We start from the raw sequence: 13,874 nt of genomic DNA on the forward strand, positions 1-13,874 counted from the left end.
GAAGGACGTCTTCGCGAGCAGGCTCGCTCCCACAAGAAAATGCATTGATGATCGTTCCCACGCTCGGCGTGGGAATGCCTCAACGGACGCTCCGCGTTCGGCTTTGGATGGGACGCGGAGCGTCCCGGGCTGCATTCCCACGCGGAGCGTGGGAACGATCATTCCTCAGAGGTTTTGCAGGGTTTCCAAGAGAATTCTGACTTTGGTCATCGACTCCTGATATTCCGCCTGCCAGTCCGAATCGGCGACGATCCCGCCGCCGCCCCAGCAGCACACCTGGCCATCCTTGACCAACAGACTGCGAATAGCGATGGAGCTGTCCATCTCACCGCGCACGTCCAGGTACAGCAACGATCCGCAATACAAACCGCGCCGGGTCGGCTCCAGCTCGTCGATGATCTGCATCGCCCGTATCTTCGGTGCGCCGGTGATCGAGCCGCCGGGGAAACTGCCGGCGATCAGGTCGAGCGCATCACGATCCGCCGCCAGTTCACCGGTCACGCTGCTGACCAGATGATGCACATTCGGATAGCTCTCCAGACTGAATAGCTCCGGCACGCGCACCGAGCCGATGCGGCAGGTGCGCCCGAGGTCGTTGCGCAGCAGGTCGACGATCATCAGGTTTTCCGCGCGATCCTTGGGGCTGGCCAGCAGTTCGGCGGCATTGGCGGCGTCTTCGGCTGGAGTCACGCCGCGAGGGCGAGTGCCCTTGATCGGTCGGGTTTCGACCTGACGCTGGCTGACTCTGACGAAACGTTCCGGTGACAGACTCAGCACCGCACCGCCGTCGGGCAGGCTTTGGAACCCGGAGAACGGCGTCGGGCAGGCCTGACGCAAAGCGCAGTAAGCCAGCCACGGATCGCCCTGGCATTCAGCACGAAAGCGTTGCGCGAAGTTGACCTGATAACAGTCGCCAGCCTGGATATAGTCCTGAATGCGTTCGAACGCCTGACGGTAATCGTCGGCCGAAATATCAGCGGCCATCGGGGCGCTCAGTTTGAAGGGCGCCAGCGCGTCAACTTGAGGCTGAGTGAACAGCGCGACCAATCGCTGCCGTTCACTGTCGACAAGCGAGGGATGAAAGACCAGTTGGCTGGTTTGCGCGTGGTGATCACTGATCAGCGCCCAGTCGTACAGGCCAAAACGCGCATCGGGCAGTTGCAGGTCATCCAGCGCCTGACTCGGCAGGTTTTCCAGATGCCGGCCGAAGTCGTAGCTCAAATAACCGATCAGTCCGCCGGCGAACGGCAATTGGTACCCGGCAGGCAATTGTGCTTCGCCCAAGCGGCTGAGATTGTCACGCAGGCGCTGGAGGAAATGCGCGCCGCTCTCGTCCGGCAACACCGCCAGTTGTTCCAGCGGCCAAGCGCTGAGCAAGTCATAACGGCCGCGTTCAGCGCTCGGCCGGCCGCTGTCGAGCAGCACGGCGCCGGGTGCGTTGCGAATGGCCGCGAAATAGTCGGCCGGATTGGCGCGGTAGGGCAGTGGGTGTACGGAGCAGGTCAGCATGGGCGGGGCAGATCGGCCGTTGAGGCGGGGTGGGGATTGTAGTCCTCTGCGCTGCCAGATCAAAGTCAAAAGCCTCCCCCTCACCCCAACCCTCTCCCCCAAGGGGGCGAGGGGGAAAGGGAGCAGATCGGGGGCTTTTCAAAACTTGGGTTCGGCTCGATATCTTGGGGGAGGGAGCCGATCTTCATGCTTTTCAAAGCTTGAGTTCGACTCAAGACGTTCAGGTCGGCGTACCTCCAACATCCACCTCGGTCAGTCCCCTCTCCCTTTGGGAGAGGGTTAGGGTGAGGGGCTCTTGAGCTTTTAGCCTTCGACAGCTGGAATATGCCCAAACATCTCCTGGGTAAACGCCACCCGCTCTTCAACCGACTCCGTCACGCCCCGCGCCTTCAGCTCTTCCAGCCGCGCTTCAACCGCGTGGGTACGCAAGGTCAGGCCGCAATCGTTGGCGATCTGAATGTTCAGCCCCGGCCGCGCATTCAGCTCGAGGATCAGCGGGCCTTTTTCCTGATCGAGCACCATGTCCACGCCGATATAACCCAGCCCACACAACTCATAGCAGCCGGCGGCGAGTTTCATGAAACCGTCCCAGTAGGGCAGTTGCACGCCATCCACCGCGTTGGTGGTGTCAGGGTGTTTGGTGATGATGTTGTTCAGCCAGGTGCCGCGCAGCGTAAGGCCGGTGGCCAGATCGACGCCGACGCCAATGGCGCCCTGGTGCAGGTTGGCCTTGCCGCCGGACTGGCGGGTCGGCAGACGCAACATCGCCATCACCGGGTAACCCATCAGTACGATGATGCGGATGTCCGGCACGCCTTCGTAGCTGATGCTCTTGAAGATCTGATCCGGGGTCACGCGGTATTCGATCAGTGCGCGGTCGCGGTGGCCGCCCAGCGAGTACAGGCCGGTGAGGATGCTGGAGATGTGATGCTCCAGCTCTTCGTGGGCGAGGATCTTGCCCGACACCGTGCGATAACGGCCTTCGAAGCGGTCGGCGATGACGATGATGCCGTCGCCACCCGCGCCCTGCGCCGGTTTGATCACGAAGTCGCTGCGCCCGCCGATGATCTCGTCGAGCTTGTCGATTTCCTTCTCGGTGGAGATCACCCCGTACAGCTCCGGCACGTGAATGCCGGCGGCGATGGCGCGTTCCTTGGTGAGGATCTTGTCATCGACGATCGGGTACAGGCTGCGCTTGTTGTACTTGAGCACGTAGTCCGCGTTTCGGCGGTTGATGCCCATGATGCCGCGCGCCTCGAGGGCCTTCCACGTCTTCCAGAAACCGAACATCAGACGTCAGCCTTCTTCAGGAAGGCCTTGAAACGTACTAGTTCGGTCAGGCGGTAGCCGCGATAGCGACCCATCGCCAGCATGAAACCGACCAGAATCAGCAGGATCGCCGGGAAGGTAAATACGAAGTACACCAGCTCCGGCACGGTCATGATCAGGTGCGCCAGGGAGGCGGCGAACAGCGTGCCGATGGCGACTTTCAGCGCATGGTTGGCGCCGCGTTCTTCCCAGGTGATCGACAGACGTTCGATGGTCATGGTCAGAATCACCATCGGGAACAGCGCCACCGACAAGCCGCGCTCAAGGCCAAGCTTGTGGCTGAACAGACTGATCGCCGCAATCAACACCACCACGAACGTCAGCACCACCGACAGGCGCGGCAGCATTTGCAGCTTCAGATGTTCGAGATACGAGCGCAGCGACAGGCCCAGCGCGGTGATCACTGTGAACAGCAGGATGCCGAAGCCCAGCTGCGTTTCGCGGAAGGCGAGGGCGATCAGCACCGGGGTGAATGTGCCGAGGGTCTGCAGGCCGACCAGGTTGCGCAGGATCAGGATCACCAGCACACCGATCGGGATCATCACCATGATCATGAAGGTCTGCTGGGTCTGCAGCGGCAAGCCGTACAGCGAGTAATCGAGGAAGTTGGCGTCAGTGTTTTCGTCGGTCAGCTTGGCCAGACGAATCGCGTTCATCTCGCTGTTGTTCAAGCTGAAGGTCACGTTGGCTTTCTTGCCGCCGTCGACGGTGATCAGGTTTTCGTCGCCGGTCCACCACAGCAGGCGATCGGTCGGCAGGCCTTGCTCACCGGTTTCCGGGTTGAAGTACAGCCAGTCGTTGCCGTTGAAGCTGCGCAGCCACAGTTCGGGAGTCTGAGGCTGATCGGCGACGAGGCGGATGGTGTGGACTTTTTCTACCGGAACGTGGGCAATCGACAGCAGCAGTTCGACGATCTTGGCTTTGTGCGAAGTCGACGGATCGCCGGCCAGCAGCAATTTGACGTTGTCGTCGTTGACGTTGTTGACGCGCTTGATCGCCTCGCCAATAAAGGTTTCGACGTCGGCCGAATGTTGGCGGATCGGCGCGAGCAGGGCTTCGGCGGCGATTTTTTCCGGGCCTTCGATGACCATGCTGTCACGGAAGGTCGGGCCTTTGACCTTGGATTTTTCCGCGGTGTAGCGCTTGGTCAGCACCAGACGGTAATACAGCGTCTGGTTGCCCTTGGCGCGACGGGCCGACCAGGTCACCTTGCGGTTGCCGTCGATGCGGTTGACCGCGACGCCGTAGTTATTGGAGATGAAGCTTTCGTTGAGGCTCACGTAATCGCGGCTCAACGGCGGCACGAACATCTGGATCTTCACCGGATCCTTGGTGCTGGCGACGAACTCGACCTTGGCGTCGATGTTCCACAGGTCGTCGGTGGCGTCTTCGGTCACCGGGATGCCGAGCACGAAAATCTGATAGGCCGTAACCGAAACGCCCAGCAGCACCAGCACGGCGATCAGGATTTTCAGGTGGAAGGTTAGAGAACGCATGGAAATTACTCGGCGGTGTGAGCGGCGATGGTGCAGGCAGGTTTGCCGGCAGCGTATTTAAGACTGGGGTCGACCAGCGCGTCGAAGCGTTTCAGCGCCTCGGAGCCGATCAAAAGCGGGTATTGGAACGCACTTCGGTCGGTGAGGTTCACTTCGATGCTGCGCAATGCCGAACCCATGCAGATATCCAGTTCGATAACCGGGCGGGCGGTGTACTGCTTGCCTTCTTCCGGATCGTAATCGCCGGCGCGGCGCTTGATCTTGCTGACTCGCGCCAGTGGCCGTTCGATGGGGTGCGAATGCGCGGTGTCGATGGCCAGGTAGAAGCGTACCCAGGATTCACCGTTGCGTTTGAAGCGTTTGATGTCGCGGGCACTCAGCGAGGCGGTTTTCGCCCCGGTGTCGAGTTTGGCCGCAACTTCGAGATTGATGCCGTCAAGCGAAGCGTATTCGTTGAGGCCGTACACGGTTTTTTCCCCCGCGGCGGCGAGGCCGGGCAGGCAAAACAGAGCAAAAAAGGTGGGGAAAGGCTTGAGTCTCATAAATCCTGGTGCGCAGCGTTCCGTTATCGGTTCAGGTGCCCGCGCAACCGTGCGCAAGCCCCCGCGTGTGCCTGGCAGCTTTTTATGGCAAGCCGTACAAAAGACCCGCAAATGCGGGCGGCATTCTAGCACGGTGGTTTTATGGCGCCAGCGCTTGCGCCGACCCAAAACCTGCAAGGGGTGCCACCCTTGTGGGAGCGAGCCTGCTCGCGAATGCGCTGTGTCATTCGATGCAGAAGCCGACTGACCTGCCGCCTTCGCGAGCAGGCTCGCTCCCACAGTAATAGATGATCGATTGGCAGCGGTTATTAGACGATTGTCGACAATACCTATTTATCCTTTGACTCATCTGGCCAGATTGGCTAGTTTTTGCCGCATTGGATTTAAAGGTGTCGACAATCATGCTGGATCAACTCGATCCCCCGGTCATCAGTGGCGACGATTCCGAGACGCTGTCGGAAAACGTCTTCCGGCGTATCCAGGCCGCAATCGTCAAAGGCGAAATCGCCCCGGGCAGCAAGATCTCCGAGCCGGAGCTGGCGCGCACCTATGGCATCAGCCGGGGGCCGCTGCGTGAGGCGATCCATCGTCTGGAAGGGCAGCGCTTGCTGGTGCGCGTGCCGCACGTCGGTGCGCGGGTGGTCTCGCTCAGCCATGCCGAATTGATCGAACTCTATGAAATCCGTGAATCCCTTGAAGGCATGGCCTGCCGCCTCGCCGCCGAGCGCATGAGCGTCGAGGAAATCGACGAACTGCGCCGGGTCCTGGAAACCCACGAGCGCGATGCGGCGTTTCAGGCCGGCGTCGGTTACTACCAGCAGGAAGGCGATTTCGACTTTCATTACCGGATCATCCAGGGCAGCGGCAATCGCACGCTGACGCAGATGCTCTGCGGCGAGCTGTATCAATTGGTGCGCATGTACCGCATCCAGTTTTCCACCACGCCGAATCGCCCGCACCAGGCCTTCGCCGAACACCACCGCATTCTCGATGCCATCGCCGACCGTGACGGCGAACTCGCGGAATTGTTGATGCGCCGCCACATCGGCGCCTCGAAACGCAACATCGCCCGTCACTACGAGGACGGCGCCCACAACAAGACAGCCACTGAACGAGGTGATGCATGACTTCCAACCTGAACACGCCGGGCCAGCGCTTCCGCGATGCGGTCGCCAGCGAGCATCCTTTGCAAGTGGTCGGCGCGATCAACGCCAACCACGCGCTGCTGGCCAAACGCGCCGGTTTCAAGGCGATCTACCTGTCCGGTGGCGGTGTAGCCGCAGGTTCTCTGGGCGTGCCGGACCTGGGCATCACCGGGCTGGACGACGTGCTCACCGACGTGCGCCGCATCACTGATGTCTGCGACCTGCCGCTGCTGGTGGATGTCGACACCGGTTTCGGCTCGTCGGCGTTCAACGTCGCGCGTACGGTCAAGTCGATGATCAAGTTCGGCGCGGCGGCGATTCACATCGAGGACCAGGTTGGCGCCAAGCGCTGCGGCCATCGCCCCAATAAAGAAATTGTCAGCCAGCAGGAAATGGTCGATCGCATCAAAGCCGCCGTCGATGCCCGTACCGATGACAGCTTCGTGATCATGGCGCGTACCGACGCACTGGCGGTGGAAGGTCTGGAGTCGGCACTCGATCGTGCGGCGGCGTGCATCGAGGCCGGCGCTGACATGATTTTCCCTGAGGCGATTACCGAGCTGGACATGTACAAGCTGTTCGCCAACCGCGTGAAAGCGCCGATCCTGGCCAACATCACCGAGTTCGGCGCAACGCCGCTGTACACCACCGAACAACTGGCCGGCGCCGACGTTTCTCTGGTGCTGTATCCGCTGTCGGCATTCCGCGCGATGAACAAGGCGGCGGAAAATGTCTACACGGCGATCCGCCGCGATGGCACGCAACAGAATGTCATCGACACCATGCAGACTCGCATGGAGCTCTACGATCGTATTGATTACCACACGTTCGAGCAGAAGCTCGATGCGTTGTTTGCACAGAAAAAAGGCTGAACAAAACCCTGTGGGAGCGAGCCTGCTCGCGAAAGCGGTGGATCAGGCAATGTCAAAGTGACTGACACGACGCTTTCGCGAGCAGGCTCGCTCCCACAAGTTTCCCCATACAAATTCAAGAAGATTGGAGAACACAATGGCCGAAGCAAAAGTACTCAGTGGCGCCGGGCTCCGTGGCCAGGTTGCCGGGCAAACCGCACTGTCCACCGTGGGCCAGGCCGGTGCCGGGCTGACCTATCGCGGCTACGACGTGCGTGAACTGGCCGCCGACGCGCAATTTGAAGAAGTCGCGTATCTGCTGCTGTACGGCGAACTGCCGACCAAAGCGCAACTGGCCGACTATCAAAGCAAACTGAGCAAGCTGCGCGACCTGCCGCAAGCGCTCAAGGAAGTGCTTGAGCGCATCCCGGCTGACGCGCATCCGATGGACGTCATGCGTACCGGTTGCTCATTCCTCGGCAACATCGAACCGGAGAAGGACTTCGCCGAACAGCGCGACAAGACCGACCGCCTGCTCGCCGCTTTCCCGGCGATCATGTGCTACTGGTATCGCTTCAGCCACGACGGCAAGCGCATCGACTGCGTCAGCGACGAGCCGACCATTGGCGGCCACTTCCTGCATTTGCTGCATGGCAAGAAGCCGAGCGAACTGCACGTCAAAGTCATGAACGTGTCGCTGATCCTCTACGCCGAACACGAATTCAATGCCTCGACCTTCACCGCGCGGGTTTGCGCCTCGACCCTTTCCGATCTGTATTCCTGCGTAACAGCGGCAATCGGTTCGCTGCGCGGTCCATTGCACGGCGGCGCCAACGAAGCTGCGATGGAAATGATCGAGCGCTTCTCGTCGCCGGAAGAGGCGATCAAAGGCACCCTCGGCATGCTCGAGCGCAAGGACAAGATCATGGGCTTCGGCCACGCGATCTATAAGGACAGCGACCCGCGCAACGAGGTGATCAAGGGCTGGTCGAAAAAACTCGCGGACGAGGTCGGCGACAAGGTGTTGTTCCCCGTCTCCGAAGCCATCGACAAGACCATGTGGGAACAGAAGAAACTGTTCCCGAATGCCGACTTCTACCATGCCTCGGCGTACCACTTCATGGGCATCCCGACCAAGCTGTTCACGCCGATCTTCGTCTGCTCGCGCCTGACCGGCTGGGCCGCGCACGTGTTCGAACAACGCGCCAACAACCGCATCATCCGCCCAAGCGCCGAGTACACCGGCGTCGAACAGCGCAAGTTCGTGCCAATCGAACGTCGCTGAAATGGTGGGCTGACCCGGAACCAGAGAACACCGCTAGACCCTGTGGGAGCGAGCCTGCTCGCGAAGACGGACTGACATTCAACATTGATGTCGACTGATATACCGCTTTCGCGAGCAGGCTCGCTCCCACAGTGGACGGTGTGTAACTCAGGTTTCTGGCCCACCCTTTGCAATCACCGTGACCCGAGTCCTGACCCGATGAACACAGAATTCCGCAAGAACCTGCCCGGCACGCCGCTGGATTACTTCGACACCCGCGCGGCGGTCGAGGCGATTGCGCCTGGCAGCTACGACACCCTGCCGTACACCTCCCGCGTGCTGGCGGAAAACCTCGTGCGTCGCTGCGACCCGGCCACGCTTACCGATTCGCTCAAGCAACTGATCGAACGCAAGCGCGATCTCGATTTCCCGTGGTTCCCGGCGCGGGTGGTCTGCCATGACATCCTCGGCCAGACCGCGCTGGTCGACCTCGCCGGTCTGCGTGACGCCATCGCTTTGCAGGGTGGTGACCCGGCGCAGGTCAACCCGGTGGTGCCGACGCAACTGATCGTCGACCACTCGCTGGCCGTCGAGGCGGGCGGTTTCGATGCCCAGGCCTTCGAGAAGAACCGCGCCATCGAAGATCGCCGCAACGAAGACCGTTTCCACTTCATCAACTGGACCAAAAAGGCCTTCAAGAACGTCGATGTGATCCCGCCGGGCAACGGCATCATGCACCAGATCAACCTGGAGAAAATGTCCCCGGTGATTCAGGTGCGCGAAGGCGTGGCGTTCCCCGACACTTGCGTCGGCACCGACAGCCACACGCCACACGTCGATGCGCTGGGTGTGATTGCCATCGGCGTCGGCGGCCTCGAAGCCGAGAGCGTGATGCTCGGTCGCGCGTCGTGGATGCGCCTGCCGGAAAGCGTTGGCGTCGAACTGACCGGCAAGTTGCAACCGGGCATCACCGCCACCGACATGGTCCTGGCTTTGACCGAGTACCTGCGTAAACAGAAAGTCGTCGGCGCGTGGCTGGAATTCTTCGGTGAAGGTGCAGCAGCGCTGACCCTCGGCGACCGCGCGACCATTTCCAACATGGCCCCGGAATACGGCGCCACGGCAGCGATGTTCTACATCGATCAGCAGACCATCGATTACCTGAAACTGACCGGTCGTGAAGACCAGCAAGTGCAACTGGTCGAGCAATACGCCAAGTTGACCGGCCTGTGGGCTGACAGCCTGAAAGGCGCGCAATATGAGCGCGGCCTGACTTTTGATCTGTCCTCGGTGGTGCGCAATATGGCCGGCCCGAGCAACCCGCACGCCCGCGTTGCGGTATCGGATCTGGCGGCCAAAGGCATCTCCGGGCAGTGGGATGACGTACCGGGGCAAATGCCCGACGGCGCGGTGATCATCGCCGCGATCACCAGTTGCACCAACACCAGCAACCCGCGCAACGTCATCGCCGCTGGCCTGTTGGCGCGCAATGCCAACAAGCTCGGCCTGACCCGCAAGCCGTGGGTCAAATCTTCGCTGGCGCCGGGCTCGAAAACCGTGGCGCTGTACCTCGATGAAGCGGGGCTGACCACCGAACTGGAGCAGCTCGGTTTCGGCGTTGTGGCATTTGCCTGCACCACTTGCAACGGCATGTCCGGCGCCCTCGATCCGCTGATCCAGCAAGAGATCATCGACCGCGATCTGTACGCGACCGCGGTGCTTTCCGGCAACCGCAACTTCGACGGCCGCATTCACCCGTACGCCAAACAGGCATTCCTCGCCTCGCCGCCGCTGGTGGTTGCCTACGCGATCGCCGGGACCATCCGTTTCGATATCGAGAAGGATGTGCTGGGCGTGGTCGATGGCCGGGAAATCCGCCTCAAGGACATCTGGCCGAGCGATGAAGAAATCGATGCGGTGGTGAAGTCGTCGGTCAAGCCTGAGCAGTTCCGTCAGGTCTACATTCCGATGTTCGCCGTGCATGAAGACACCGGGCCGAAAGTCGCGCCGCTGTACGACTGGCGCGAGATGAGCACCTACATCCGCCGTCCGCCGTACTGGGAAGGCGCACTGGCCGGCGCCCGTCCGCTGAAGGGCATGCGCCCATTGGCGGTGCTGCCGGACAACATCACCACCGACCACCTGTCGCCATCGAACGCGATCATGCTCGACAGCGCCGCCGGCGAATACCTGGCAAAAATGGGCCTGCCGGAAGAGGACTTCAACTCCTACGCCACCCACCGTGGCGACCACCTGACCGCACAGCGCGCGACGTTCGCCAACCCGAAGCTGTTCAACGAAATGGTCGTGGAAAACGGCAAGGTCAAGCAGGGTTCGCTGGCGCGTGTCGAGCCGGAAGGCCAGGTCATGCGCATGTGGGAAGCCATCGAAATCTACATGCAGCGCAAGCAGCCGCTGATCATCATCGCTGGCGCTGACTACGGCCAGGGTTCGTCCCGCGACTGGGCGGCGAAAGGCGTGCGCCTGGCCGGCGTCGAGGCGATTGCCGCTGAAGGTTTCGAACGCATTCACCGCACCAACCTGGTGGGCATGGGCGTGTTGCCGCTGGAATTCAAACCCGGCACCAACCGCCACACCCTGGCCATTGATGGCAGCGAAACCTATGACGTGATCGGCGAGCGCAAACCGCGTGCGGATCTGACGCTGGTGATTCATCGCAAGAATGGCGAGCGTGTCGAAGTGCCGGTGACCTGCCGTCTCGATACCGCTGAAGAAGTGTCGATCTACGAGGCCGGCGGCGTGTTGCAGCGCTTCGCGCAGGACTTCCTCGAAGGCTCGGCGGTAGCCGTCTAAATCAACTTGTGGGCGTGGGATTCTCAAGTCCCATGCCTTCGGTAAGGAGCACCATGGCTCACGCACCACAAATAAAAATCCCTGCGACTTACATGCGCGGCGGCACCAGCAAAGGCGTGTTCTTCAGCCTCAAGGATCTGCCCGAAGCAGCGCAGGTCCCAGGACCGGCGCGCGACGCTTTGTTGCTGCGAGTGATCGGCAGCCCCGATCCCTACGACAAGCAAATCGACGGCATGGGCGGCGCGACGTCGAGCACCAGCAAAACCGTGATCCTGTCGAAAAGCACCCGCGCCGATCACGACGTCGATTACCTGTTCGGCCAAGTGTCGATCGACAAGCCGTTCGTCGACTGGAGCGGCAACTGCGGCAACCTTTCGGCGGCGGTCGGTTCGTTCGCCATCAGCAACGGTCTGGTCGACGTCAGCCGCATTCCGCACAACGGCGTGGCGGTGGTGCGCGTGTGGCAGGCCAACATCGGCAAGACAATCGTCGCCCACGTGCCGATCACCAACGGCGAAGTGAAGGAAACCGGTGATTTCGAACTCGACGGCGTGACCTTTCCGGCGGCGGAAGTGCAGGTTGAATTCATGGATCCGGCGGCGGAAGAAGAGGGCGGCGGTGGCTCGATGTTCCCCACCGGCAATCTGGTCGATGAGCTTGAGGTCCCGGGTGTCGGCACGTTCAAGGCGACCATGATCAACGCCGGGATCCCGACGATATTCGTCAACGCCGAAGACATTGGCTACACCGGCACCGAACTCCAGGGCGCGATCAACGGCGATCCAAAAGCGCTGCTGATGTTCGAGACGATTCGTGCTTACGGTGCGTTGCGCATGGGCCTGATCGCCAATCTGGAAGAAGCCGCCAAGCGGCAACACACGCCGAAAGTTGCGTTCGTCGCCAAGCCTGCGGATTACGTGGCGTCGAGTGGTAAAGCGATTGCCGCCAGTGACGTCGATCTGTTGGTGCGCGCGTTGTCGATGGGCAAACTGCACCACGCGATGATGGGCACGGCAGCGGTGGCGATCGGCACGGCGGCGGCGATTTCCGGCACGTTGGTCAATCTTGCGGCGGGTGGCATTGAACGCAACGCGGTGCGTTTCGGGCATCCGTCGGGGACATTGCGCGTGGGCGCTGAGGCGACGCTGGAGAACGGCGAGTGGGTGGTGAAGAAAGCCATCATGAGCCGCAGTGCACGCGTTCTCATGGAAGGTTACGTCCGCGTGCCCGGCGATTGCTTTTAAGCGACAGCAATATCCTTGTGGGAGCGAGCCTGCTCGCGAAAGCGATGCATCAGACATGCAAAGGTTGACTGACACTCAGCCTTCGCGAGCAGGCTCGCTCCCACAGTGGATTGCATTTCAATCATAAGAAATCGTTAGCCCTGAACCGAGGTCCCATCAACGAACCACTTTACGAGTGAATCGAACATGAGCGCCAACGTCGACCTGAACAACCGTCCCGATTACGACGCAGTCCTGCAGGACATCGCCGACTACGTCCTCACCTTCAAGCCCGAATCCGCCGAAGCGCTGAACACCGCGCGCAACTGCCTGATCGACACGCTGGGCTGCGGTCTGCTGGCCCTGCGTTTCCCCGAATGCACGAAACATCTCGGCCCGATCGTCGAAGGCACGGTTGTACCGTTCGGCGCACGAGTGCCGGGCACCAGTTATCGCCTCGATCCGGTCAAGGCCGCGTGGGACATCGGCTGCATCGTCCGTTGGCTCGATTACAACGACACCTGGCTTGCCGCCGAATGGGGGCATCCATCGGACAACCTCGGTGCCATCCTCGCCGTAGCCGATCACCTGTCGCAGAAACGCGTCGCCCACGGTGAGGCGCCGCTGACGGTTCGTGATGTGCTGGAAGCGATGATCATGGCCCACGAGATTCAAGGCGTGATCGCTCTGGAAAACTCCTTCAACCGGGTTGGACTCGACCACGTCATTCTGGTGAAAGTCGCCTCGACCGCCGTCAGCGCCAGACTGATGGGTGCCAATCGCGAGCAGATGCTGTCGGCGCTGTCCCATGCCTTCGCCGACGGTCAGGCGCTGCGCACCTATCGTCACGCGCCGAACGCCGGCTCGCGCAAATCCTGGGCGGCGGGGGATGCGGCGAGTCGCGGCGTAAGGCTGGCCGACATCGCCATGCGCGGCGAGATGGGCATTCCCGGAGTTTTGAGCGCGAAGCAGTGGGGCTTCTATGACGTTTCGTTCAGCCACACCAACAACGATCTGGCGCTGAAACCCGCGGACAAACGCGCTTTCAGCTTCTCCCGGCCGTTCGGCAGTTACGTGATGGAAAACGTGCTGTTCAAGATCAGTTTCCCCGCCGAATTCCATGCGCAGACGGCATGCGAGGCGGCGGTGACCTTGCATCCGCAGGTGCGCAATCGCCTGCATGAGATCGACCGCATCGTCATCACCACCCATGAATCGGCGATCCGCATCATTTCCAAGGTCGGCCCGCTGGCCAATGCCGCCGACCGCGACCACTGCCTGCAATACATGACCGCCGTGCCGCTGGCATTCGGCAATCTGGTGGCGGAGCACTACGAAGACGACTTCCACAAGGCGCACCCGATCATCGATGTGCTGCGCGAGAAAATGGTCATCGTCGAAGAACCGCGTTTCACTCGCGAATACCTTGAGCCCGACAAACGCTCGATTGCCAATGCCGTGCAGGTGTTTTTCAAGGACGGCAGCAGCACCGATAACGTGCTGGTGGAGTACCCGATCGGCCATCGCCGCCGCCGCGCCGAAGGTATTCCGTTGCTGGAGGACAAGTTCAAGGCCAATCTGGCCACGCGGTTTGCCGAGCAGCGTTGCGCGGAGATTTTTGCGCTCTGTGAGGATCAGGCGCGGCTTGAAGCCACAGCGGTGAATCGATTCATCGATCTGTTTGTGCTCTGACAGACCGCG

At 61.2% G+C, this 13,874-nt stretch carries 10 protein-coding genes; 6 read left to right on the forward strand and 4 right to left on the reverse strand.

From position 1 onward, the window contains the following. Positions 1 to 165: 165 nt before the first annotated feature. The 4 genes from pabB to AB9L16_RS08170 form a co-directional block, all read right to left on the reverse strand. Positions 166 to 1,509, reverse strand: coding sequence for an aminodeoxychorismate synthase component I (gene pabB / locus AB9L16_RS08155; protein ID WP_375123339.1), 1,344 nt, complete (start codon positions 1,507 to 1,509; stop codon positions 166 to 168). Positions 1,510 to 1,812: 303 nt separating this feature from the next. After that, positions 1,813 to 2,799: an alpha-L-glutamate ligase-like protein gene (locus AB9L16_RS08160; protein WP_056784132.1), complete on the reverse strand. Its 987-nt coding sequence runs from the start codon at positions 2,797 to 2,799 to the stop codon at positions 1,813 to 1,815. Then, complete coding sequence (locus AB9L16_RS08165; RefSeq protein ID WP_125927626.1) at positions 2,799 to 4,334, reverse strand: inactive transglutaminase family protein; 1,536 nt, start codon at positions 4,332 to 4,334, stop codon at positions 2,799 to 2,801. The genes AB9L16_RS08160 and AB9L16_RS08165 overlap by 1 nt, the downstream gene beginning before the upstream one ends. Positions 4,335 to 4,339: 5 nt before the next feature. Beyond that, the gene (locus AB9L16_RS08170) at positions 4,340 to 4,876 is read right to left on the reverse strand and encodes an ATP-dependent zinc protease (RefSeq protein WP_041479149.1); all 537 of its coding nucleotides are present in this window, start codon (positions 4,874 to 4,876) and stop codon (positions 4,340 to 4,342) included. A 404-nt stretch (positions 4,877 to 5,280) separates the two neighbouring features. Between AB9L16_RS08170 and AB9L16_RS08175 the strand changes: the two genes are divergently transcribed. The 6 genes from AB9L16_RS08175 to prpD all read left to right on the forward strand — a co-directional run bounded on the left by AB9L16_RS08175 (position 5,281) and on the right by prpD (position 13,865). Further along, positions 5,281 to 6,003, forward strand: a complete 723-nt coding sequence (locus AB9L16_RS08175) for a GntR family transcriptional regulator (RefSeq protein WP_177180867.1) — start codon at positions 5,281 to 5,283, stop codon at positions 6,001 to 6,003. After that, entirely contained in the window at positions 6,000 to 6,893 is an 894-nt protein-coding gene (gene prpB, locus AB9L16_RS08180; protein WP_024012298.1) for a methylisocitrate lyase, read from the forward strand. The genes AB9L16_RS08175 and prpB overlap by 4 nt, the downstream gene beginning before the upstream one ends. A gap of 136 nt (positions 6,894 to 7,029) precedes the next feature. Continuing rightward, entirely contained in the window at positions 7,030 to 8,157 is a 1,128-nt protein-coding gene (gene prpC / locus AB9L16_RS08185) for a 2-methylcitrate synthase (protein WP_122750984.1), read from the forward strand. A gap of 198 nt (positions 8,158 to 8,355) precedes the next feature. After that, on the forward strand, positions 8,356 to 10,950 hold the full coding sequence (gene acnD / locus AB9L16_RS08190; protein ID WP_375123340.1) for a Fe/S-dependent 2-methylisocitrate dehydratase AcnD: 2,595 nt from the start codon (positions 8,356 to 8,358) through the stop codon (positions 10,948 to 10,950). Positions 10,951 to 11,003: 53 nt separating this feature from the next. Continuing rightward, positions 11,004 to 12,194, forward strand: coding sequence for a 2-methylaconitate cis-trans isomerase PrpF (gene prpF, locus AB9L16_RS08195; RefSeq protein WP_375123341.1), 1,191 nt, complete (start codon positions 11,004 to 11,006; stop codon positions 12,192 to 12,194). Between the two features lie 186 nt (positions 12,195 to 12,380). Then, positions 12,381 to 13,865, forward strand: coding sequence for a 2-methylcitrate dehydratase (gene prpD / locus AB9L16_RS08200; protein WP_095180839.1), 1,485 nt, complete (start codon positions 12,381 to 12,383; stop codon positions 13,863 to 13,865). Positions 13,866 to 13,874 lie beyond the last annotated feature (9 nt).

Origin of the sequence: Pseudomonas sp. LW8, assembly GCF_041956865.1 — a bacterium.
GTDB lineage: Bacteria > Pseudomonadota > Gammaproteobacteria > Pseudomonadales > Pseudomonadaceae > Aquipseudomonas > Aquipseudomonas siliginis.

Coding starts and splice junctions, on each gene's coding strand:
- pabB (WP_375123339.1), bottom strand. CDS start 1,509: ATGCTGACCTGCTCCGTACACCCACTGCCCTACCGCGCCAATCCGGCC.
- AB9L16_RS08160 (WP_056784132.1), bottom strand. CDS start 2,799: ATGTTCGGTTTCTGGAAGACGTGGAAGGCCCTCGAGGCGCGCGGCATC.
- AB9L16_RS08165 (WP_125927626.1), bottom strand. CDS start 4,334: ATGCGTTCTCTAACCTTCCACCTGAAAATCCTGATCGCCGTGCTGGTG.
- AB9L16_RS08170 (WP_041479149.1), bottom strand. CDS start 4,876: ATGAGACTCAAGCCTTTCCCCACCTTTTTTGCTCTGTTTTGCCTGCCC.
- prpB (WP_024012298.1), top strand. CDS start 6,000: ATGACTTCCAACCTGAACACGCCGGGCCAGCGCTTCCGCGATGCGGTC.
- prpC (WP_122750984.1), top strand. CDS start 7,030: ATGGCCGAAGCAAAAGTACTCAGTGGCGCCGGGCTCCGTGGCCAGGTT.
- acnD (WP_375123340.1), top strand. CDS start 8,356: ATGAACACAGAATTCCGCAAGAACCTGCCCGGCACGCCGCTGGATTAC.
- prpF (WP_375123341.1), top strand. CDS start 11,004: ATGGCTCACGCACCACAAATAAAAATCCCTGCGACTTACATGCGCGGC.
- prpD (WP_095180839.1), top strand. CDS start 12,381: ATGAGCGCCAACGTCGACCTGAACAACCGTCCCGATTACGACGCAGTC.